The sequence below is a fragment of the Streptomyces sp. NBC_00344 genome, assembly GCF_036088315.1.
Taxonomy (GTDB): Bacteria; Actinomycetota; Actinomycetes; order Streptomycetales; family Streptomycetaceae; genus Streptomyces.
In genome coordinates, this window is sequence record NZ_CP107996.1 from 319,846 (window position 1) to 341,728 (window position 21,883).

Genomic DNA, 21,883 nt, shown 5'->3' on the forward strand with positions numbered 1-21,883 from the left:
GGGGTCCACCGGCGCCCAGCGGATACGGACCATCGCTGCCGCCGTCACGAGCGTCCCGGCCGTCATCAGTACCGGCGTGGACTCCGCCATACTGCGGCTCTGCCGAAGCCCCGTCCTCCGGCAGGTCCGTCGACGACAGCCCCGGCAGAGCCGGGGCCGGAGATCAGGAACGCGGCCGGCGGGACTGATCGTCCCGCTCCGCATTCTTCTCCTTGATCCGCACCGCTTCCTTCCGGACCTCCGCCTGGGTGGCGCGTTCCTTCTGCAGCCAGTCGGGAAGATCACTCTTCAACGCGTCGATCTGCTCGGTGGTCAGTGCGTCCGTGACTCCGCCACGGGCGAGACCGGCGATGGAGACACCCAGTTTCGCCGCGACCACCGGCCGGGGATGCGGACCGCTGCGCCGCAGTTCCAGCAGCCACTCGGGCGGATCGGCCTGCAACGCGTTCAACTCGGTACGCGAGACTGCACCCTCCTGGAACTCTGCGGGCGTGGCCTCGAGGTACACACCCAGCTTCTTCGCCGCAGTGGCGGGCTTCATCGTCTGGGCGGTCTGGTGGGACTTCATGGTGTCAAGAGTAGCGAGCGTGTGCGATACCTCCGACCACGCCCGGTAACCTGGCCGAGTGACAGGCTCGGAAGTACCCCCTTCGTTCCGGCTCGCGTACGTCCCAGGGGTCACACCCACCAAGTGGGTGCGGATCTGGAACGAACGGCTGCCCGAGGTCCCGCTGACCCTTGTCGCGGTGTCCCCCGCCGAAGCATTCGAGGTGCTGCGGGGCGGCGGCGCCGACGCCGGATTCGTACGGTTGCCGGTGGACGGCACGGATCTCAGTGCGATCCCCCTGTACACCGAGACGACTGTGGTCGTGATCCCGAAGGACCACATCCTGGCGGCGGTGGACGAGGTGTCCGAAGACGATCTGGCCGACGACATCGTGCTGCACCCGCTCGACGAGACCCTCAGCTGGGAGCACCGGCCCGGCCTTGCGGCGAACGAACGCCCCGCGACCACGGCGGACGCCGTCGAACTGGTGGCAGCGGGGGTGGGACTCCTCCTCGTCCCGCAGTCACTCGCCCGCCTCCATCACCGCAAAGACCTCACATACCGGCCGGTCCCGGAAGCCCCCCAGTCACGCATCGCGCTGTCGTGGCCACAGGACGAGACGACTGATCTGGTGGACCAGTTCATCGGGATCGTCCGCGGGCGCACGGTCAACAGCTCACGGGGACGCTCTCCCGCCTCCGCACAGCCCAAACAGGCCAAGCAGGCCAAGCAGGCCAAGCGACCCGATACAGCTGGTGCGCGCCGGAAACCCGCCACCGGCAAGTCGACGAGCAAGAACGCACGGAGCGGTTCCGGAGGCCCCAAAGGCGCGAAGCGCGGTAAGCCTCGCGGCCGGTCCTAGGTAGAGAACTGACGGACGGTATTGACAGGTGGATCTCTCACTTCGAGGCGACCTGCATGACTGAACGCGATCTCGGCTATCGCAACTGCGCCAGCCCCTCCCCTGGATCGGAATGTGGGAGCTGCGTTTCAGTCGCTGTACCGCGCGCCATTGGACGTGGCATGTGCCGTACATCGGCCCCACCGGAAGACGCCCTCACCGGCTGAGGGCCGACCTGTATCCGTGGTGGATCGGTGCTCGGCCTCCCGCACCGCGGCCGCCCGCCACCCGCCACATTCCTCAGTCAGCGCGCAGCACGGCCTCACCATCGTGACATGTGTGCGCCGGCCGGTTCGTGGTCACCGGTGCGGCCTTCCCCGGTCGGCGTTCGTCGGTTGAAGGCGGACCGCCGGGGCGACGCCCGAACTACGTGACCCGCGTGACGCCTCCCGTGCCGCTACGCGTCCGCTCGCAGGCGCGGGCCACCCGGTGGAGCTCCACCCGGTCGGCCGCGCGTCCTCCGCTTACGTGCCAGAAGGGGTGGGTGAGGATCTGGGCCGAGAGCCGCAGGAGTCGTCGGCGCAGACCGGTGACGTCGCACGGGCGGGGAGCAGCGAGCGCTTCGTAGGTGCGGATCCAGTCCCGCTGCGCCGCCACCAGGTCGTCGGGAAAAGGAGTGCGGTCCATGACCCCAGTAGAGCATGTGTTCGATTTATGGCGCACATGCGCGTTCCCGACTCGACGCCAGCCGCCGCCCACTCAGGCAGGTACGGATCACGGAGTACTCGGGTACCGCTACGGCCGCCGTACCTCGAACTGGAAGCAGCCGTACTCCAGCGCCCGCACATGCACCAGCGCCACCTCCGGCTCGGCGAACGCCGCATCGAAGGCCTGGTCGAACCCGCCACCGGCGTCCTCGGGAATCTCGAACAAGCGGCCCCCGACGATGTGGCCATCGGCGCCGTAGCGACGGATGGTGCGCAGTGCCCCCTGCCGCGCGAACGGATAGTCGTGGGTGCTTCGAGGCCCCTCGCACTCCCCGGCATGGATGAACACCGGCCCCGATTCGTCGTACGCCCCGGGCTGGGCGCCGGTCTCCGCCGCCCAGCGCCGCAGTGGCGCGTACGAGACGAGCGCGACCCGCTCACCCGGCTCGATGGTCCGCAGACAGCAGCGCAGCGGGCTGCCGACGCAGTGGAAGGGAATGCCGTTTTCGCTCGCGGTGCCGGGCTGGAGCGGCTGCCCCGCGTCGTCGGTGTCGCGAAGTTCCTTGAGCGTGGCCGGCGGAATGGGGAGAGGCGTGTAAGCGGTCATGAGTTCAGTGTCGACGGCTCGCACTCTGAGGTGCTGGCGGAATTCGGACCAAGAGGCCGGTGGTGCGACTCGGTGAAGCCCGGGCCCCTGAGCGGAACTCGGGTCCGGAGGCGGGCGCCCTGGCACCGCGTCAGAAATGGGCAGGCGACGGCTGGGAGGCCCTGGCAGGATGGCCGCGCTCTCATGCCCGATGCGAAAGGATCCAACAGCCCATGGCCCGAGCCATCACTCTGATCCGCTCCGCCTCCCTGACCGAGGCCGAGTACGCCTACGCAGCCACGGCACCGGCCGACGCTCGTCTCATCTTCCTGGCCGGCGCGTGTCCGCTGAACGAGGACGGTTCAACGGCGGCCGCCGGAGACTACGCCGGGCAAGCGGCCAAGGCCCTCGAGAACATGGTGGGTGCTCTCACTGCTTCCGGGGCATCCCTGAACAACGTCATCAGCACACGGGTTCTTGTCGCGTCCACTCGGCGACAGGATCTGGTGACCGCCTGGGAGGTGGTCCGGGACGCGTTCGGTGACCACGACGTCCCGAGCACCTTGATGGGTGTCACCGTGCTCGGCTACACGGACCAGTTGGTGGAAATCGAAGCCGTCGCCGCCGTGCTTGATTCCTGAGGGGCGCCCCTCAGGAACGCTGCCGGGAGTCCCAGGTCCGGACATCGGACCGGGACTCCCGGATTTCAACCTGGCACGGGCGCCCTTTCGCCGGGACCCGCGATGTCGTCGCCGGGCCGCGCCGAGCCCGGACGGAGCCGATTCAGTATCCGCCGCCGGAACTGCTCGAAGCGCTGGGACTGCTCGAGCTCGTCGGCGAACTGCTGCTGTTCGTCGGCTTGGCTGTGACCTTCTTGCCGTCCGCGTTCACGACGTACCACTTGGCGCCGAACTGGTTGAGCCCCTGTCCGTTGGTCTGGCCGGCCTTGTGGTCGCCCTGGTACGTGTAGAGCGGGTGGCCCTTGTAAGTGACCTGCTTGCTTCCCCCGCTGCGGACGGACGTGCTCATCAGCTTGGTCTGCACCCCGCTGCCCGCGGTCGGCGTGCCCTTGACGATCAGCGGCGGCCACGCTTGGGCACACGCGTCCGAGCAGGTCGACTTGCTGGTCTTGTCCGCCTCGAAGAGGTAGAGCGTCCGGCCCTTCCCGTTGACGAGAATCTTGCCGAACGGGGTGTTCTTCAGCATCACCGTCTTCACCGCGGATGCGGTCGAGGTGCTCGACGCCTGCATACTGCTCGACGGTGAGGAACCCGCGGCGCTCCCCTGTGACGTCGACCCGCCCCCGCTGGAGCACCCGCTGACCGCGGCAGCGATCACAGCGACCGCGGCCATGGCGGCCGCCTTTGTGGTGTTGCTCTTCATGGAAGGCTCCTCCAGAACGGCCGCCCTTCCGGCAGCGCACATTGACGGCCAAGGAACCGGCCGCCGTGCACCACTGCACAGCGGGTCGCCTCCGCCGGCCACCCGGATGGCCCGTTCGGGGTACGGGCTCATGCCCGGAACCCGCTCTGCCCCCCCCGCACCGGCGCCCGCCGTATCGGCCGCGGGGGCGCTCGGCCGCCATCGACCAGGGCCTGTTTTCACACGGCGGAAAGCGCTGTCCCATCTCCTGGCCGAGGGCTGCCACCCAGGCCCGGTGCGGGCGGCGGACCACGGCCGGCGGATGGGCGACACGCCCAGACATTCCCGGGGCGAAAGTCCGTTTCAATCATCCGATCGGCCCTGTGGTGGAAACGATTCTGCATAGATATGCGGGGCGCCGCATCCCCTTAGAGCTCACGAGCGAAGCCCGACAACGCCGGGACGAAACTTCAAGGATCTGTAAATTTACGGTCAAGCAAAGGGCGGTAATGCTCTTTGAAAATGAAAAATCTGGAGGTTCGATGCGTTATGGAAACGCGCTGCGCGAGGAAATCTCCGCGCCGGGCACCACACCGCTCATCGGTATCTACGACATGTACTCGGCGTCCGTCGCTGCCGACCACTACAACGGGTTCTTCGTCTCCGGATTCGGTTTCGCGGCCTCGCACTACGGCCTTCCCGACATCGGCTACATCGCATGGCCGGACATGGTCGCGTTCGTCGAGCGGCTGCGTCTGGCCTTCCCGGGCCGGCACCTCCTCGTCGACATCGACGACGGTTACGTGGACCCGGAGGTCGCCTGCCACGTCGTGCAGCGACTGGACCGGGCCGGCGCATCCGGTGTGATCCTCGAGGACCAGAAGCGCCCCCGCCGCTGCGGGCACGCCGACGGCAAGCAGGTCCTGCCGTTCGAGGAGTACCTGGACAAGCTCAACATGGTCCTGGAGTGCCGGGGCGACATGGTCGTGGTGGCCCGCACCGACGCGGTCGAGGAGGACGACATCCTCTACCGCGCCGAGGCACTGGCCAAGACCGACGCCGACGTGGTGCTCGTCGACGGCGTACGCAGCGTGGAGTGGATCCGCCGCATCCGTAAGGTGATCGGCGACAAGCCGCTGCTCTTCAATCAGATCGCCGGTGGCAAGTCCCCGCGCCTGTCGCTTCCGGAGCTGGACGCGCTGGACGTGGACGTGGCGATCTACTCCACCCCTTGCCTGTTCGCCGCACACGAGGCCATCGATGCGGCTCTGCGGAATCTGAAGGAAGCGGACGGACGCCTCCCGGATGCGGGCGGCGGGCGCGGCATCGGGGTACCGGAGTCGACAAAGCTGCTGGAGCGGAACATCAGCCGTCACCACGACTCCCCCTCGCTCCTGGGCGTCTGACGTCAGCCTCCGGCTTTCGTTCTGAGGCATTCACCTGACGTACCGTCCGGCCGCCCGACGGCCATGACCACCAACGGCCACCGTCTCGTCGCGGTGGCCGTGAGGAGAGCCAGACCGTGACATCGTCCTTCGAACCATCCACCACCCACACCCCCGTCGGGTCCCCCCGCGGGACAAACCCGTCGGATGGGCCACCCGCGTACCGGGCACACTTCGTCGCGGGCGTCCGGGGCGTCCTCTCGGTGGCCGCCGGCCTGGCGATCGGCGCGGCCTTCGGCCAGGGGACAGCTGCCGCCGCGACCGGGGGCCCGCTGGTCGCGTCCTCGGTATCCGTGCCCACCCACGTCGCGGCCGTCGAAGTGGACAACTCGCACGCCGACTCCTGGCTGGAGGTCGACCGTACGGCCAACACCCAGACCGGAACCGGCGACGCGGGCAGCGACCACGAAGGCGGGGACTAACCCACTGCGAGACCCCGGGTGCCGGCCACGCGACGAACCGCGCGACCGGCACCCCGCTTTTGCCGAACGGTCTCCGGATGACCGCCCCAAGAATTGCTTCAGCGTCGGTTGCGGAAGGTGCGGCGCAGGTCGGCGACCCAGCCGTCCGGGATCTCCCAGGGAATGAAGTGACCGCCGTCGGGGTGCACGGTGAGATTCACGTGGTTGTACCACTCCCCTCGCTCGGAGCCGGCGAAGTGCTGCACGCGCTGGTCCGTGGTGACACCGGGCGGGTTCTCGTACTCGACGAACGTGATGCCGGTCGGAGCTTCGATGACCGGCCGGCGGTCATGGGAGGGGACCCACGGATAGCGGTTCGCATTGGCGTAGTAGCGCATCGACGTACCGATGGCATTGTTGACCCAATAGATCATGGTGTGGGTGAGGATGTCGTCCTTGGAGAAGACGTTCTCGACATTGCCCTGGTTGTCGCTCCAGTTGACCCAGCGTTCCAGGATCCAGGCGAGCAGTCCGACCGGCGAGTCACTGAGACCGTGAGCGAGGGTGCTCGAATCAAGGACGTGGGCGGCAAGGTGGACGGCGAAGCGCCGGTCCAGTGCGAGGATCCGGTGGTGCACGCTCTCCGGCAGGCCCTCGGGAATGGGGTGGCCTCCGCTGAGGTCCCAGGCGCGGTCACCGTTGAAGAGGGTCAGCTTCTGGCCCGATCCGATGTGGATCCCATGGAGTTCATCGGCGTATTTGTGCCCGAGCTGACCGGTGACCAGCGCGCCGATATCGCAGCCGGCCGCCGCATACTTCTGATGGCCGAGCGTGTCGGTCATCAGGGTGTGCCACAGGTCCGCGACCTTCCAGAAGTTCATGTCCGGATTCCCCGGCAGCGGGCCGGAGAAGCCGAAGCCCGGCAGTGAGGGAACGATGACGTCGAAGGCGTCGGCGGAGTCGCCCCCGAAGGCCGCGGGGTCGGCGAGGGGATCGATGACCTTGGACCAGTGCCAGAACGTCCAGGGCCAGCCGTGGGTGAGAATGAGCGGGACGGGGTCGGGGCCCACGCCGGGCTTGCGCATGAAGTGCACAGGAACGCCGTCAACGGTCGCCCAGTAGTGCTCGTACGCATTGATCGCGGCCTCCGCCTTGCGCCAGTCGTACTGGTGAAGCCAGTAGTCGGCCAACTCCTGGAGATAGGCGCGGCTGACACCGTAGTACCAGTCGTCATTGCCGGCGTCGGCCGACCAACGAGTCAGCCGCAGGCGCGTCTTGAGGTCGTCGAGCACGGTATCGGTAACATGGATCGGGGCTTTCTCCAGCGGGATGTTCATGTCTCCCATGAGGTTTCCCTTCGCGAGTGGGGCACCTGAGGCCCCTGGTCAGAGCCGGCCTTGCAGCGCGGCCATCCGCATCAACGCAGGCAGCGCCGCGCCGACAGCCTTCCGCTCCTCAGCTGTCAACTGCTCGAAGAGAATGGCGAGTTGTGTGGTCCGGTCATCGTGGCGGGTGTGTACGACCCGGGTCCCGGCGGGCGTAACCCGGACGAGCACGGCACGCCCGTCGCTGGGGTCGGGCCGGCGTTCCACCAGACCGTCGCGTTCCAGCCGGGCCACCAACTGCGTGATGGCCGGCTGGCTGACCTGTTCGGTGGCCGTGAGTTTCGACAGCCGCATGGGGCCCTGGTGGGTGAGCGTGTGCAGCACCGAGAGCGTCGTGAAACTCAGCTTCTCGACCGACGGAAGCCGGATGAAGATCCCTGCGAATGTCTCCACGACGGTGGTGAAGTCGTCGACGTCGACCCCGTCACCGTCGGGACTCTGCACCGTCATACGGAGAATGTATCACCTTTTTATTTAACTCTCTTATGTACTTTCTCCTCGCCATGCATGTTCCTCGCCGTGTGCAGAGATGACTCACGCTGCACGCAAACGATGTCACCGGCCGACGGACCACCGTCGCCGACAAGCACGGCACCATCGTGGGCTTCACCATGCTGGAGGGTGCGCCGCCGGAAGGGGATGCGGGCATGATGTTCGTCGAACCGAGCGCCATCGGGCAGGGGGTGGGCCGCCTGCTCTTCGAACACAACCTCGCTCGAGGACGGGAGCTGGGGTTCACCCGGTTCAGGATCGACGCGGACCCGAACGCCGAATCCTTCTACCGGAAGATGGGCGCCGTGCGGGTCGGAAACGCACCCTCCGGCTCCGTGCCCGGCGGAACGCCCCCTCAGCTGACCGTCGCGGTCACGAGCCGAGGCGCCCTGAGCAGATCGAGCCCGGCCCGCTGACTACGGCGCGCGACTTCGCCCACGTCTTCTCGGCACGGCCCGCGGGCTCCTCGCACTCGCCGGCCGCGACCGTGCCGTCGACCCCGGCCCGGGACAGGTGGTCATTCGAGCGGATAGATGTCCCCGCTCGCCATGCCGCTCTCCTGCTCGCTCAGGTCCTGCAGTTTGCGCGCCTTCTCGTTGAGCCGCCGCCGCTCGTCCGGGTCGGTGGTGCGCTCGGCTTCCTGTTTCAGATCTACCGCCTTGGCACGCATCTGCTTGATCCTGCTGCCGAATTCGCCTGACACATCCATGATCACTCCATATGTCCTCAGAGGAAAAGGACTCTGACCAGCGAACCAGTTCCCGACCGTCGGCGCACCCCGGGCAGCTCGAAGCGAGCTTCCGGGCGGCCGCACCGGCGTCGCATCCGGATCCGCGAGGACGAGGAGCATGTGCCGGGGGCGTGGCGGCGGGGCAGCTGATGCAGGTGGCCGGACAGCTGCGCGCTCCGGACAGAACCCCTGCCCCGCACCAGGCGAAGCCGACTCGGACTGCCCATCGCGCACAAGACCTGCTCCCAATTCCGACATGTCTTGATTTGGTAACGTGAGCGGGTTTCTCCGCGGCTGGACGACACGGATCCCTGAAAGTGATGGCTCTCGGCGCACTGCCGGGAATCCGAACCATCCGGCGCGGCCTGTGTGCCGCGCCCTCGCATGAAGGGGATCCCCGTGTCCCGTTTCGCTACGCACCTGGCCGCCACCCTCGTGGCCTCGAGCGCTCTCCTGGCTGCCGCGGCTCTGCCTGCGGCCGCCGCAGACCACGGCCGCTCCGCACACCGCTCGCCTGTTGTCCTGGGAACGATTCACAGCGCCGGACACATCCGCTCCGCACGCGCCCTGAACACGGAGTGGGCCACCGTCACCAACACCGGCCGCAACACGGTCAACCTGAGCGGCTGGACGCTCTCCGACGCCGACCACCACACCTATCGCTTCCATCACCTGCTGCTGGGCGGACACCGATCGGTGCGTGTCCACACCGGCGTCGGCCGTGACACCGGCAGCAATGTGTACCAGGACCGTCGCTCGTCCGTGTGGGACAGCCACGACGACACCGCGACGCTCCGCGACGGTCGCGGGCATGTCGTCGACAGCAAGTCCTGGGGGCGGCGCAACGAGGAAGGCCGCACCCGGCACGAGGGGGACAACCGGCACAACGAGCGCAGCCACGACCGCGACGGACGGCAGGACGGACGCGACCACGACGGGCGCCACGACGGGCGCCACGACGGAAGCAACCACAACCGCGACGGACGCCACGAGGGACGCGGCCACGACCGTGACGGACAGCACGAGCGCCGCGACCACGACGGGCGCCACGACGGAAGCAACCACAACCGCGACGGACAGCACGACGGCGGCCACGACGGTCGCGGGCCCGGACAGGATGGCCACGGCCACCGCTGACCCGACCGTCCGATAGCGGATTGCGGGGGGGTGGGGAGGCGTCCGGGCGCCTCCCCACCCCCCCAGCGGCAAGCCGCCGGCGGGGATGCCGGGTTCCGCGGCCCGGGCGGCATCCGAACAGCCGGCGGCGCCCACAGCACGTACGGCCCCGATAGCCCCTTCAGTCCTCACAGACCTCAAGAGGCGGGATCAAGGCACAGTCGCACCCCCAGTACCTGGTTGCCGTCGGTCCCGTACCCCGGGAAGGTGACGGTGTCGCCGGGAGCGGCGATCCTGCACGGGACTTCGTCGCCGTGCAGGTAATCGACGGCGAGCAGTTGGGTGGAGTCACAACTGTTGGTGACGAAGGTGTAGCGCCAACTCGTCGCGTACTGGACGCAGCCCGGTGCCTGCCCCTCCGCATCGCCCCCGGCGGCTTCAGCGGACTGCGCGAGCCCGGCCGTGACCATGGACAGACCCAGAGCGAGGGCCCGGACGGTAGAACGTAACGCACTCTGCATGGGGTTCCTGCCTTGCGGATTTCGAACGGGAAGTGTCCGAGCGTAGGGTCGAACGGGCAGAACATGAAAGAAATTTCGCCATTTTGCGCAAGTGATCAAGTCGGGAGAGCTGACGCACGTATCCCGGCCCGGGCCACTGGGCTCTCCGCAGGTCGGGCACCCGATTCCCGCAGACAGGACATCCTTACCCACGCGCATCGCAGCCGGCGAAAGCCAGCGGAGGATCCCGTCGAGGCGCCGTCGGACGGCTTCCCGAGGCTGGCCCGTAGGGAATTCCGCTCCTCTGACGGGCGCTTGGCGTAGAGGCGACTGAAAGCAGATGCAAAATCTTGCATCGTGGACGCGCGCCGAGGCCGAGGCCCCGGGTGAGAATGTGCGGTGAGGCCCTTCGCGCGGCCCCATGCCAACTCACTCCAAGGCCACGGCCCGGCGGACACGGCCTCAACCAGCCTTCCAGGCAGCCCTGAAACCACCGCCCGGTGGTGCGCTCAGTCGAGATCCGCCGTCGCGGTGCGGGAAGGCTCGAACTGGGTCTGGTACAGCTCGCCGTAACGGCCTCCGAGCACCAGAAGTTCCTCGTGCGTACCCCGCTCGACGATGCGACCGTCCTCCACCACCAGGATCAGGTCCGCTGCCCGTACGGTGGACAGGCGGTGCGCGATCACCACCGCGGTGCGGCCTTCGAGTGCCTCGCCGAGCGCCTCCTGGACTGCCGCCTCCGACGTGTTGTCGAGGTGTGCGGTGGCTTCATCAAGGATGACGACACGCTGACGTGCGAGCAACAGCCTCGCGATGGTGAGCCGTTGACGCTCACCGCCGGAAAGCCGGTAGCCGCGCTCGCCGACCACCGTGTCCAGTCCGTCGGGCAGCGTGGCGATCAGGGTGTCCAGACGGGAGCGCCGCAGGGCGTCCCACAGGTCCTCCTCGGTGGCTGCCGGGCGGGCGATCAGCAAGTTGGCGCGGACCGACTCGTGAAACAGGTGGCCGTCCTGCGTGACCATGCCGAGAGCGCCGCGGATGGAGTCGGTGGTCAGATCGCGGACGTCGACACCGCCGATGCGGACAGCGCCGGAGTCGACGTCGTACAACCGCGGCAGCAGTTGGGCAATGGTCGACTTTCCCGCGCCGGAGGAGCCGACCAGTGCCACCATCTGGCCGGGCTCGGCGCGGAAGGAGATCCCGCGGAGCACTTCGGTGCTGCCGCGGGTGTCCAGAGCGGCCACCTCCTCCAGCGAGGCGAGCGACACCTTGTCGGCGGACGGGTATCCGAAGCGCACAGCGTCGAACTCCACGGACACCGGACCCAGTGGGACGGGCCGCGCGTCCGGCTTCTGGGCGATGAGCGGCTCGAGGTCGAGCACTTCGAACACCCGCTCGAAGCTGACAAGCGCGCTCATCACCTCGACGCGTGCCCCGGCCAGAGCGGTGAGCGGTGCGTAGAGCCGGGTGAGGAGCAGCGCGAGGGAGACGACGGCACCCGCCTGCAGATGCCCGCGCAGCGTGTAGTAACCACCAAGTCCGTACACAAGGGACAGCGCGAGCGCGGACACAAGGGTGAGTGCGGAGATGAACGCCGACTGCGCCATCGCCGTGCGCACCCCGATGTCGCGCACCCGGCGTGCCCGGGCGGCGAACTCGGCGGACTCGTCCGCCGGTCGGCCGAAGAGTTTGATCAAGGTTGCCCCGGGCGCCGAGAAGCGCTCGGTCATCCGGGTTCCCATGGCCGCGTTGTGCTCGGCCGCTTCGCGCTGGAGCCGCGCCATCCGGGTGCCCATCCGGCGGGCCGGCAGCACGAAGACCGGGAGCAGCACCAGGGCGAGCACCGTGATCTGCCAGGAGATGCCGAGCATCACGACAAGGGTGAGCAGCAGTGTCACCACATTGCTGACCACACCCGACAGCGTGTTGCTGAAGGCCCGTTGGGCCCCGATGACATCGTTGTTGAGCCGGCTGACGAGTGCGCCCGTACGGGTACGTGTGAAGAACGCGACCGGCATGCGCTGCACATGGTCGAAGACAGCGGTGCGCAGATCGAGGATCAGTCCTTCTCCGAGGTTCGCCGAAAGCCATCGGTTCAACAGTCCGAGGCCCGACTCGGCGAGGGCGATCAGGGCGATGAGCACGGCCAGGCGCGTCACCGTCGTCGTCTCGCCACCGCTGACGATCACGTTCACCACATGGCCCGCGAGGACCGGGGTGGCGACCGCGAGGAGTGCCGTGGCGACGCTCACCAGGAGGAACAAGCCGATACGCCGGCTGTGCGGCCGGGCGAACGCGGCGATTCGCCGTAGCGTGGCAGGGTCGAAGGGACGTCGGTCCTGCTGCGCGTTCATGACGTTGTGGAGCTGTGTCCACGCGGTGGTTTCCATACTCATGGCAGGAAGGTACGACCTCGACTCGACTTGAGGTCAACGACTTCACTGTCTGCCCGAAACACCGTTCCCGGTGAACGGCCGTGTTCGAAACGCTAGCGTCTGGGACATGACTGGGAAGTGCCGATCCTGCGGGCGTCCGATCGAGAGCGGCGACGGCCCGGGGCGGGCCGCGTCGTACTGTTCGCAGGCGTGCAGGCAGCGCGCCTATCGTGAGCGGCGGCAGCCGGTGGCGGCTCCCGTCAGGGAACTGATCACCGAGATCGGGGACCGGCTGCGGCGGCTGCAGCCGGATCCGCCGCTCGCGTTCCACGCCGACGTCGAGGCTTTGTCGAACCGTTTCTCACAGCTGCGGAGACTGGCGCGCCTGGCACGTGGCCCTGCCGGGCCCGCGGCCTCCGAGGAGCAGGCGGACGGTACGCGGACCGAGGAAAGCGTCACACCCAGCGGTGTGACGAAAATGGGGGAAGACGCTTTCACAGCGCTGGTCGACGCGCACACGGATGAGCTGCGGGTGCACTGCTATCGGATGCTCGGATCGTACGACGAAGCCGAGGACCTCACTCAGGAGGCTCTGCTGCGTGCCTGGCGGGCCCGGGAGACGCTGGCGGGCGTCGACAACACGCGTGCGTGGCTCTACAGAACAGCGACCCATGTATGCCTGGACTTCCTGCGCAAGAACAACCGGCGTCCGACCGTGTACGCCCCGGTTCCCGGCATGGACTCCGGTGACGGGCCGCCACCGCCGCGTCTTCCGTGGCTCCAGCCCTTTCCCGACGGTCAGCTTCCGGAGCTCCCCGCACCGCGGAACGCTCCGGACGACGCGGCGGTGGCGAGCGAGACACTCGAGCTGGTCTTCCTGACCGCGATCCAGCAGTTGCCGCCGCGCCAGCGGGCGGCGGTGATCCTCCGTGACGTCGCAGGCTGGTCGGCCAAGGAGACAGCCGACCTGCTGGGCAGCAGCCAGGCCTCGGCGAACAGCGCCGTCCAGCGAGGCAGGTCCGCCCTGCGGGCAGCGTTGCCCGCGCGCCGCACGGACTGGTCGGCAAGCGAGCCGAGCCCCGAGGAGCTGGCACTCCTGCATCGCTACATGGACGCCGCCGCCCGGGCCGACATCGACGCCATGGTTGATCTCGTACGGGCTGACGCGGTCCTCACCATGCCGCCCAACCCGTTCTGGTTCACCACCCGTGACGCGCTCTTCGGTTTCGTCCGGCCGAACCTCGATCCGGTGTCGCCGATGTTCGCCGGCCGCTGGCGTCACCTGCCCGTGCGCGCCAACGGCCAGCCGGCGGTCGCCGGCTATCTGCAACGGCCGGGTACAAGCGTCTTCCGGGCCCAGCTGATCGACGTCCTGCGGGTCCAGGACGGGTTGATCGCGGAGATCACCACATTCGAGCCGCATCTGTTCCCCGCGTTCGGGCTACCGATGACACTCTGAACTGCACGGCACCGATGACTTTCCGCGGCATACGCGTCTCATGAGGTGAGGGACGCACTCGGCGTCCGACCGAAGGGACATCATCATGCTGAACGACAAGGTCGCGGTGATCTACGGCGGGGCAGGTTCGCTGGGCGCAGGTGTCGCACAGGCATACGTACAGGCGGGGGCTCGGGTGTTCCTGGCCGGCCGTACGGAGTCCACACTGCACAAGGTCGCTGCCGCGATCGACGCAGAGTACGACGTGCTCGATGCACGCGACGAGGCGGCCGTCGAAGCCCATGCCGCGTCGGTCGTCGAGCGGGCGGGCCGCATCGACATCTCCCTCAACCTCGTACCGCGTGGCGATTTCCAGGGAGTGCCGCTCACCGAGATGTCGGTCGAGGACTACACACGGCCCGTCGTGCAGGGCATCGCCTGCCAGTTCATCACGGCTCGGGCCGCGGCCCGCCGGATGACGGCGCAGGGGTCAGGCGTGATCCTCTCCCTGGACAGCGCATCCGCCAACGGCAGTCCGATGATGGGCGGAACCGCAGCTGCCGACGCGGCGACCGACGCCCTGATCCGTCAACTCGCCCAGGAGATCGGCCCGGCCGGAGTACGTGTCTGCGGGATCTGGACCGCGGGGGTCACCGACACACTGACGCCGGAGAAACTCGCCGCCGCGGGTGCTCCGGCCATGGACGAGGCGGCCGTACAGGGTGTCAGGGACCACCTCGACAGCATGCGGATGACGAAACGCTCACCCAGGATCGCGGACATCGCCGCACTGGCGACGTTCCTCGCCTCCGACGCCGGCTGCACCATCACGGGCACCTGGATCAACGCCACCGCCGGAATGTTCCCCAGCTGATCGCACACCGGGTGCCCCGGCCATCCACATCCGGAACTGCCCGGTTCTCCGTCGCGCCGCCGATGGAGGACCGGGCAGTTTCCTTGCGGGCCCCGAGATCATCGCGCTCGGAACCCCGCCAGGAGCTTCCCGGCGCATGAAGGCCGGCAGCCGGACGTGGATCCGGCTGTACGTCCTGGGTTTGCGATCAGCCCCCTGTTCCTCGAGGTCCCTGCCCTCGGGGGTCCATGTCCGTGTGGTCCAGGCCACTTCGCAACACCCCGCCACCGGCCCGAGGGCCCCATCGGAGGTGACGCCAGACACGAGACCTACGTCACCTACTAACTCCTGTAGTCGTCGCGCACCCACTCACTCACCCATAAAAACCATGCGAATAACGGACATATCACTTGATCCCACGAACAAAGCTAGTACAACACCTCATTGCAACCACTCCACCTCCGCGCTAACCATGGACCCCGGACACACCAGCAACAACGCGGCCCGGACCTCCGGCCCCACCACACGCGCGCCACCCAGGCCGCCGCCCCACCACCCCCGCACCGGAAGTGAGCCACGCATGCTCCGCGTCACCCTGCCCAGCACCACCCGCATCACCCGCACGCACAAGATCGCCGCGGCCACCCTGATAGCAGCAGGTGCCACCACCGCCATCGCTGCCACCCAGACCCCCAGCCACGCGCAGACCACCACGGCCGCCCAGGCGCCCACCACCACCGCCGTCGCCACCCACGCACCCACCGCCATCAAGCCTGTCGCCACCAACGGGCTCCCCACCAAGCCCCACCCCGCCGAGCACACCAAGCACGTCAAGCACGTCACCAAGCACGCCAAGCACAAGGCAGCCACCCACAAGCACACGAGCACGCAGGCCGCCAACCGCTCCACCCACCGCAAGACCATCACCACGCACTACACCAACAACCTCGACGGCTGGATCAAGCACTCCCTCGCCATCATGAAGGCCAAGGGCATCCCCGGCACCTACGAGGGCCTGCACCGCAACATCATGCGCGAGTCCAGCGGCAACCCCAACGCCGTCAACGACTGGGACATCAACGCCATCAACGGCGTTCCGTCCAAGGGCCTTCTCCAGGTGATCCAGCCCACCTTCGACACCTACCACGTCGCCGGAACCGCCAACAAGCTCACCGACCCCGTGGCCAACCTGACCGCAGCGGCCAACTACGCGGCCCACCGGTACGGCTCCATCGACAACGTCAACTCCGCATACTGAGCAGGGTCGTTCACATTCCGGTTTCACCCCAGGGGCGCGTCCTGACCGGAGGCCCAGAATACTGACGGGCCGTCACTTGAGGGCATCCAGGTTGTCCACGGCCGGATGCTCTGCCAGCCAGATCCCGGACCGGCCGGCGAGCTCCCCGGCCGGCAGGAAGACAGTCTTCGGGTCTCCTGCGCGACCCGTGCGGCAGAACTCCGCGCCCGGCCGGATCGGTACGGACGGCTCCCGGCCCCGGAAGGGAGTTCACGCCGGCCCTGTTGATCCGCCGTTCCCGGGGTACGCGGCGGTCATACAACCGGCAGCTCGCCGTGCCGTATCGCCGTACTGCCCCCGGCCCGCACAAGTAGGGTGAGGCAGCACGCCGATGCGCGCCGCGGAGTGTCTACGTTCAAGAAATGGGTGGAAGCGTGAAGCAACGTGGACCGCTGCGGAGGGCCCTGGCCCTCACGGGCCGGATCGCATCGGCGGAAAGACCAGGGCGCGAGCGGGGCGGATTCCTGCCGCCTCTGGTACACCGGGCCGCAGGCCATGACCTCATCTGGCTCGGAGTCGGGACCGTACTCGGCCTGTCGGGCGGCAGAACGGCACGCAGGGCGGCACTGCGCGGCGTCGGGGCGGTCGCCGTCGTCTCCGCCGTCAACCACGCTTTCGCCAAGCCTGCCGCTCGCAGCGCACGCCCGGTACTCGATGCCATCCCGGGGATTCTGCCCGGCCCGCGAACCGCCTCACTGCCATCGGGCCGGACCGCGTCGGCTGCCGCCTTCGCGGCAGGCGCGCTGCTCGAGTCACCGCGCTACGGCCTCGCCGCACTTCCCGCTGCGGCAGCTGTCGCCGCTGTCCGTGCCCGCACCGGAACCGACCGCCGCAGGCGCGCCGCGGTCGGTATCGGCATCGGTGCGGCGGCGGCCCTGGTGACGTGTCGCTGGTGGCCGGTCAAACCGGAAGCCCCGGCAGGCGCCGCCCCGCCGCGCACGCCCGCCCCGGCCCTCCCCGATGGCAAGGGGTTGCATCTTGTCGTCAATCCTTCGTCGGGGATCGCCTGGAGCAAGGACACCGAGGAAACGCTCCGCACGCTGCTGCCCGAGGCCGACATCTCGGTCATGCAGCCGGGTGACGATCTCACCGGCCTACTCCATGACGCCGCCGTCGCGGCGGTCGGCGATGACGGAGCGCTCGGCGTGTGCGGCGGCGATGGGACCGTCAACGCGGGAAGTGAGACGGCGGCCCGGCACCGGGTGCCGCTGGCTGTCTTTCCGGGCGGAACCTTCAACCACTTCGCCATGGACCTCGGCAACCAGACCATGGAAGACGTGGCACGCGCCATACGGTCGGGCGACGCCGTCTCCGCCGATGTCGGCCGGGCTTCGTCGGTCGACGGTGACGAACAGAAACTGTTCCTCAACACCTTCAGCCTCGGGGTGTACTCGGAACTTGTCCATGCGCGAGAGGCCCTGCAGAAGCGCATCGGCAAGTGGCCGGCACTGGCCGTAGGGCTTGCCAAGGTCCTGACGACGGGCAGCCCGCTGTCCGTGGTCGTCAACGGCCGTCCGCGCAGCCTGTGGCTGTTGTTCGCCGGAAACGGCATTTACCACCCGGCCGGCTTCGCGCCGACCTACCGCACGCAGTTGGACGACGGACTCCTCGACATACGCGCGGTGGAAGCCGGCACTCCACTGGCCCGCACCCGGCTGCTGCTGGCCGTCCTGACCGGGACGCTGCACAGTTCCCGTGTACTGACCACGGCACAGGTCCGGCGCCTGCACCTCGAAGTACAGGGCGGGGACCCGCACTTCGCCTACGACGGAGAGGTCACCGACGGCGCCCACCGGCGGCTGATCCTGGACAAGCTGCCCAAGGCCGTGACGCTCTACCGTCCCATGGACGAGGACCGGTGGCTCCGCTGATACACGGTGCCGGCGTTTCCGCCGCGACGATCCGCTCCGGGCCGGGGAATCCGTCCCGGAAGCCGGTTACCTCACAGGGATGTCGCCCGTGAGTTTCTCCATCCTCAGCAGGTCGTGAGGGGTCAGGTCGCAGAGTTCGGAGACCTTGTCCACTGGGCCGCCCTTCCGGACGGCGGCTACCGCTTCCAGCTCGACATCTGCGCGCGCCGCGTCCAGCGCCGCCTCGGCATCCCGGAGGCGGTGGACTGCCAGCTCAAGGGCGGTGAGATCCATGTACGGAATGCTCTCACGCTTGCGGTGGCACGTGGACGACGGCAAGGCGCGTCGCCGGCGGCTGACGGCTGACGGCTGACGGCTGACGGGCGATCACATCGGTCCGGCGGCCAAGCGCTGCGCAGTAGCCTGTGAGCGCGCTGGAGCGACACACGGGCTGACGCTTGTGGAGAACCCTCCACGCCTCGTGTGGCTGTCACGGCTTGCCCGTTATGCCCTTTACGCTCACTGCGTGGCGAAATTCGCGGATGCGGTCAAGCGTGTGGTGATCGGCAGGGCACTGCCGAGTGAGGGGCTTCAGGAGACGCTGCTGTCCAAGCGCCTCGCCCTGCCTATTTTCGCCTCCGACCCGCTCTCCTCGGTCGCCTACGCGACACAGGAAATCCTTCTGGTGCTCACGCTCGGCGGCCTGGCCTACCTCTATCTGACGTCGTGGGTAGCGGTCGCGGTGGTGTGTCTGATGGCTGTGGTCGTACTGTCCTACCGCCAGGTGGTACGCGCCTACCCCTCCGGCGGCGGGTCGTACGAGGTGGTGTCCACGAATCTCGGCCCGTCCGCCGGACTCGTGGTGGCCGCCTCCCTGCTGGTGGACTACGTCATGACCGTTGCGGTGTCCGTCGCCTCGGGCGTGGACAACATCATCTCCGCCATTCCGGCACTGAACGACTACCGGGCCGGCCTGGCCGTGATCTTCGTCGTTCTGCTCGCTGCGGTGAACCTGCGCGGCGTCCGGGAATCAGGCAACGTCTTCGCGGCCCCCACCTACCTGTTCATCGGCGGCGTTCTCATCATGTGCGCCAGCGGGTTGTTCCGTTGGGCCTTCGGCGACGCCCCGGTGGCCGAATCCGCCGCCTACGGCGTCACCCCGACACCCGGGCACGCCGACCTCGCCGGCTTCGCGCTGCTGATGCTCGCGCTGCGCGCGTTCTCCAGTGGCTGTACCGCGCTGACCGGCGTGGAGGCCATCTCCAACGGCGTACCGGCGTTCCGCAAACCGAAGTCGAAGAACGCCGCCACCACAATGGCCGCCATGGGCATCATTGCCGTGGTGATGTTCTCCGGCATCACCACCCTCGCGACGGTCGCCAAAGTCCACATCACCACGAACACCTGCGATCTGACCGGCTTCAGGGGGAATTGCCACACCACCCCGCAACGCACCGTCATCGCCCAGCTCGCCGCGGCCGTCTTCGGCGGGAGTGACAGCATCGGATTCTTCTACATCCAGGCCGCGACCGCCCTCGTGCTGGTCCTGGCCGCGAACACCGCCTTCAACGGCTTCCCCCTGCTGTCGTCGATCCTCGCTCAGCACCGGTACCTGCCCCGCCAGCTCCATACACGCGGCGACCGCCTCGCCTTCTCCAACGGCATCATCGCCCTGGCCGTGGTCGCCAGCGCCCTGCTCTGGGCGTACGACGCGTCGGTCACCAGCCTCATCCATCTCTACATCCTTGGTGTGTTCACCTCCTTCACGCTCTCCCAGTCCGGCATGGTGCGGCACTGGAACCGCGCCCTGCGCACCGAAACCGATCCCGCCGTGCGGCGCCGCCAGTACGGTGCCCGCGTGGTCAATGGGGTAGGGGCGCTGGTGACAGGCCTGGTCCTGGTGATCGTGCTGGCCACCAAATTCCTCGAAGGCGCCTATCTCGCGGTGATCGCGGCCGTGCTGCTGTGGCTGATGATGCGTGGCATCCGGCGCCACTACGACAACACCGCAGCCGAACTCGCCATCACCGACCCAAGCGACAAAGCAATCCTGCCCTCCCGGGTCCACGCCGTGGTCCTGGTCTCGAAAGTCCACAAACCGACCCTGCGGGCCCTGGCCTACGCTCGCGCCACCCGCCCGGACGACCTTGAAGCCCTCACCGTCGCCGTCGACCGGCAGGAGGCCGAGGCGCTGCGTGCGCAGTGGGAGAGCTTCGGCATTCAAGTGCCCATCAAGACCCTGGAATCTCCCTACCGCGAGATCACCCGGCCCGTCGTGGACTACGTGCGGGCCGTCAACCGGGACAGCTCCCGCGACGTCGTCAGTGTCTTCATCCCCGAATACGTCGTCGGTCACTGGTGGGAGAACCTCCTTCACAACCAGTCCGCCCTGTGGCTCAAGAGCCGCCTGTTGTTCACCCCCGGGGTGATGGTCGTCAGCGTTCCCTGGCACCTGACCTCCTACGAGCGCAGGGGCTACCGGCCCGTGGGCCGGGCCGCCGGCGCCGTCCGCCGGGGCGAACCCGCCTTCACCCTCCGCCGCACCGACCGGGGCCCCGGGGATTCCCAGCCACCCGCCCCGCACTGACCGGGCGCCCCCGTGAAACCCCTCCGGCGTACGGTCGCGCACCCGGCCCGGCCGGGCGTTGCGGGAGAACAGGGGGGATGTGACGGGATCGCGCCGCCCGAGGTGGCGGGAAGAAGGGTGCGCGCGGCCGGCAGACAGCGCGGCGCCCTCGTCGCCTGGTCACCCCCTGTCACGGTGTGGCGCCGAGGAGGCAGCAGAGGCGCTGCCGTGTGCCGTCGACGCACCTGGCGCCTTCCCCTGGGCGCCCATCACCGCAGGTGAGGAACCGGGGGTCCCGGCCGAGCAGCCGGGACCCGTTTCCGTATGGTCGCTGCCTTTTTGGCCCTTGCCCCTTGTGGTCCACGCCACTTCGGAACACCGCACCACCGATCGGGAGCACCTCCAGGGGTGACGCCAGACACGAGACCTACGTCACTTACTAACCCCACTAGTCCCCACCCACCTACTCCTTCGCCCACGGAAATCATGTCCATAACGGACATATCAATCCATCTCACGAACAAAGTTAGTACATCGCCTCATTGCCACCGCTTCATGTCCGCGCTAACCATGGATCCCGGACACACCGACAACTACCCAGCACCACCCCAGGCGGCCCGGACCCACGGCCCCACCACACGCGCGCCACCCAGGTCGCCGCCCCACCACCCCCGCACCGGAAGAGAGCCACACATGCCCCGCATCACCCTGCCCAGCACCACCCGCGTCACCCGCACCCACAAGATCGCCACCGCCGCTCTGATGGCAGCAAGCGCCACCACCGCCGTGGCCGCCGCCCAGGCCCCGGCCCACGCACAGACCCCCGCCGCATCTCACGCACCCAGCGCCACCACCCACGCGCCCAAGCCCCACCCCGCCGAGCACACCAAGCACGCCAAGCACAAGGCAGCCGCCCACAAGCACACAAGCACGCAGGCCGCCAACCGCTCCACCCACCGCAAGACCATCACCACGCACTACACCAACAACCTCGACGGCTGGATCAAGCACTCCCTCGCCATCATGAAGGCCAAGGGCATCCCCGGCACCTACGAGGGCCTGCACCGCAACATCATGCGCGAGTCCAGCGGCAACCCCAACGCCGTCAACAACACGGACATCAACGCCATCAACGGCGTTCCGTCCAAGGGCCTTCTCCAGGTGATCCAGCCCACCTTCGACACCTACCACGTCGCCGGAACCGCCAACAAGCTCACCGACCCCGTGGCCAACCTGACCGCAGCGGCCAACTACGCGGCCCACCGGTACGGCTCCATCGACAACGTCAACTCCGCATACTGAGCCCGCTTCTGACGGCATCGGCCCCTCGCATCGCGGCCTGCCCGCGACCGGTCGAGTGCGGCCGCGTGCCCGTGAACGTGTGCAGGACCC

At 68.1% G+C, this 21,883-nt stretch carries 23 protein-coding genes; 13 read left to right on the forward strand and 10 right to left on the reverse strand.

Annotated features, from left to right (window positions below):
* Nucleotides 1–163: 163 nt before the first annotated feature.
* Nucleotides 164–568 (reverse strand): DUF5997 family protein, encoded by a 405-nt coding sequence (locus OHS16_RS01575; protein WP_328535309.1) that lies wholly within the window; start codon nucleotides 566–568, stop codon nucleotides 164–166.
* Nucleotides 569–626: 58 nt separating this feature from the next.
* Between OHS16_RS01575 and OHS16_RS01580 the strand changes: the two genes are divergently transcribed.
* Together OHS16_RS01580 and OHS16_RS01585 are read left to right on the forward strand one after the other, a co-directional pair.
* Nucleotides 627–1,409 (forward strand): LysR family substrate-binding domain-containing protein, encoded by a 783-nt coding sequence (locus OHS16_RS01580; protein ID WP_328535310.1) that lies wholly within the window; start codon nucleotides 627–629, stop codon nucleotides 1,407–1,409.
* 85 nt (nucleotides 1,410–1,494) lie between these two features.
* The gene (locus OHS16_RS01585) at nucleotides 1,495–1,722 is read left to right on the forward strand and encodes a hypothetical protein (protein ID WP_328540679.1); all 228 of its coding nucleotides are present in this window, start codon (nucleotides 1,495–1,497) and stop codon (nucleotides 1,720–1,722) included.
* Nucleotides 1,723–1,814: 92 nt separating this feature from the next.
* Here the strand turns inward: OHS16_RS01585 and OHS16_RS01590 are convergent, their stop codons facing one another.
* Nucleotides 1,815–2,075: a hypothetical protein gene (locus tag OHS16_RS01590; protein ID WP_328535311.1), complete on the reverse strand. Its 261-nt coding sequence runs from the start codon at nucleotides 2,073–2,075 to the stop codon at nucleotides 1,815–1,817.
* Nucleotides 2,076–2,183: 108 nt separating this feature from the next.
* Nucleotides 2,184–2,702, reverse strand: a complete 519-nt coding sequence (locus tag OHS16_RS01595; RefSeq protein WP_328535312.1) for a DUF1203 domain-containing protein — start codon at nucleotides 2,700–2,702, stop codon at nucleotides 2,184–2,186.
* A 212-nt stretch (nucleotides 2,703–2,914) separates the two neighbouring features.
* On the opposite strand from OHS16_RS01595, the gene OHS16_RS01600 reads away from it, so the two are divergent.
* A complete protein-coding gene (locus tag OHS16_RS01600) occupies nucleotides 2,915–3,322 on the forward strand; it encodes a RidA family protein (protein ID WP_328535313.1) in 408 nt (135 codons plus the stop codon).
* A 142-nt stretch (nucleotides 3,323–3,464) separates the two neighbouring features.
* On the opposite strand, the gene OHS16_RS01605 is transcribed toward OHS16_RS01600, so the two are convergent.
* Nucleotides 3,465–4,064 carry a COG4315 family predicted lipoprotein gene (locus tag OHS16_RS01605; RefSeq protein WP_328535314.1) on the reverse strand — a complete coding sequence of 200 codons (600 nt, stop codon included), beginning with the start codon at nucleotides 4,062–4,064 and terminating at the stop codon, nucleotides 3,465–3,467.
* Between the two features lie 521 nt (nucleotides 4,065–4,585).
* Here OHS16_RS01605 and OHS16_RS01610 point away from each other — a divergent pair.
* Nucleotides 4,586–5,449, forward strand: a complete 864-nt coding sequence (locus OHS16_RS01610; protein WP_328535315.1) for an isocitrate lyase/PEP mutase family protein — start codon at nucleotides 4,586–4,588, stop codon at nucleotides 5,447–5,449.
* A 116-nt stretch (nucleotides 5,450–5,565) separates the two neighbouring features.
* On the forward strand, nucleotides 5,566–5,910 hold the full coding sequence (locus OHS16_RS01615; protein WP_328535316.1) for a hypothetical protein: 345 nt from the start codon (nucleotides 5,566–5,568) through the stop codon (nucleotides 5,908–5,910).
* 98 nt (nucleotides 5,911–6,008) lie between these two features.
* Here OHS16_RS01615 and OHS16_RS01620 read toward each other — a convergent pair whose 3' ends face one another.
* Both OHS16_RS01620 and OHS16_RS01625 read right to left on the reverse strand, forming a co-directional pair.
* Nucleotides 6,009–7,235 carry an epoxide hydrolase family protein gene (locus tag OHS16_RS01620; RefSeq protein ID WP_328535317.1) on the reverse strand — a complete coding sequence of 409 codons (1,227 nt, stop codon included), beginning with the start codon at nucleotides 7,233–7,235 and terminating at the stop codon, nucleotides 6,009–6,011.
* A gap of 39 nt (nucleotides 7,236–7,274) precedes the next feature.
* Nucleotides 7,275–7,724 carry a MarR family winged helix-turn-helix transcriptional regulator gene (locus tag OHS16_RS01625; RefSeq protein WP_328535318.1) on the reverse strand — a complete coding sequence of 150 codons (450 nt, stop codon included), beginning with the start codon at nucleotides 7,722–7,724 and terminating at the stop codon, nucleotides 7,275–7,277.
* 149 nt (nucleotides 7,725–7,873) lie between these two features.
* Here OHS16_RS01625 and OHS16_RS01630 point away from each other — a divergent pair, with 149 nt between their 5' ends.
* Nucleotides 7,874–8,182: a GNAT family N-acetyltransferase gene (locus OHS16_RS01630; RefSeq protein WP_328535319.1), complete on the forward strand. Its 309-nt coding sequence runs from the start codon at nucleotides 7,874–7,876 to the stop codon at nucleotides 8,180–8,182.
* Nucleotides 8,183–8,283: 101 nt separating this feature from the next.
* Here OHS16_RS01630 and OHS16_RS01635 read toward each other — a convergent pair whose 3' ends face one another.
* A complete protein-coding gene (locus OHS16_RS01635; protein ID WP_328535320.1) occupies nucleotides 8,284–8,475 on the reverse strand; it encodes a DUF6381 family protein in 192 nt (63 codons plus the stop codon).
* 420 nt (nucleotides 8,476–8,895) lie between these two features.
* Between OHS16_RS01635 and OHS16_RS01640 the strand changes: the two genes are divergently transcribed.
* A complete protein-coding gene (locus OHS16_RS01640; RefSeq protein WP_328535321.1) occupies nucleotides 8,896–9,633 on the forward strand; it encodes a lamin tail domain-containing protein in 738 nt (245 codons plus the stop codon).
* 176 nt (nucleotides 9,634–9,809) lie between these two features.
* Here the strand turns inward: OHS16_RS01640 and OHS16_RS01645 are convergent, their stop codons facing one another.
* Nucleotides 9,810–10,133, reverse strand: a complete 324-nt coding sequence (locus OHS16_RS01645; protein ID WP_328535322.1) for an alpha-amylase — start codon at nucleotides 10,131–10,133, stop codon at nucleotides 9,810–9,812.
* 488 nt (nucleotides 10,134–10,621) lie between these two features.
* On the reverse strand, nucleotides 10,622–12,508 hold the full coding sequence (locus OHS16_RS01650; protein ID WP_328535323.1) for an ABC transporter ATP-binding protein: 1,887 nt from the start codon (nucleotides 12,506–12,508) through the stop codon (nucleotides 10,622–10,624).
* Between the two features lie 106 nt (nucleotides 12,509–12,614).
* On the opposite strand from OHS16_RS01650, the gene OHS16_RS01655 reads away from it, so the two are divergent.
* From OHS16_RS01655 to OHS16_RS01670, 4 genes are all read left to right on the forward strand, one after another.
* Nucleotides 12,615–13,946 carry an RNA polymerase subunit sigma-70 gene (locus OHS16_RS01655; protein WP_328535324.1) on the forward strand — a complete coding sequence of 444 codons (1,332 nt, stop codon included), beginning with the start codon at nucleotides 12,615–12,617 and terminating at the stop codon, nucleotides 13,944–13,946.
* An 85-nt stretch (nucleotides 13,947–14,031) separates the two neighbouring features.
* A complete protein-coding gene (locus OHS16_RS01660; RefSeq protein WP_328535325.1) occupies nucleotides 14,032–14,799 on the forward strand; it encodes an SDR family NAD(P)-dependent oxidoreductase in 768 nt (255 codons plus the stop codon).
* Between the two features lie 559 nt (nucleotides 14,800–15,358).
* On the forward strand, nucleotides 15,359–16,036 hold the full coding sequence (locus tag OHS16_RS01665; RefSeq protein ID WP_328535326.1) for a transglycosylase SLT domain-containing protein: 678 nt from the start codon (nucleotides 15,359–15,361) through the stop codon (nucleotides 16,034–16,036).
* A 401-nt stretch (nucleotides 16,037–16,437) separates the two neighbouring features.
* Entirely contained in the window at nucleotides 16,438–17,946 is a 1,509-nt protein-coding gene (locus OHS16_RS01670; RefSeq protein ID WP_328535327.1) for a diacylglycerol/lipid kinase family protein, read from the forward strand.
* A gap of 66 nt (nucleotides 17,947–18,012) precedes the next feature.
* Here OHS16_RS01670 and OHS16_RS01675 read toward each other — a convergent pair whose 3' ends face one another.
* Nucleotides 18,013–18,219 (reverse strand): hypothetical protein, encoded by a 207-nt coding sequence (locus tag OHS16_RS01675; RefSeq protein ID WP_328535328.1) that lies wholly within the window; start codon nucleotides 18,217–18,219, stop codon nucleotides 18,013–18,015.
* Between the two features lie 232 nt (nucleotides 18,220–18,451).
* On the opposite strand from OHS16_RS01675, the gene OHS16_RS01680 reads away from it, so the two are divergent.
* Nucleotides 18,452–20,512: an APC family permease gene (locus tag OHS16_RS01680; RefSeq protein ID WP_328535329.1), complete on the forward strand. Its 2,061-nt coding sequence runs from the start codon at nucleotides 18,452–18,454 to the stop codon at nucleotides 20,510–20,512.
* Between the two features lie 672 nt (nucleotides 20,513–21,184).
* Complete coding sequence (locus OHS16_RS01685) at nucleotides 21,185–21,793, forward strand: transglycosylase SLT domain-containing protein (RefSeq protein ID WP_328535330.1); 609 nt, start codon at nucleotides 21,185–21,187, stop codon at nucleotides 21,791–21,793.
* The last annotated feature ends 90 nt before the right edge of the window (nucleotides 21,794–21,883 follow it).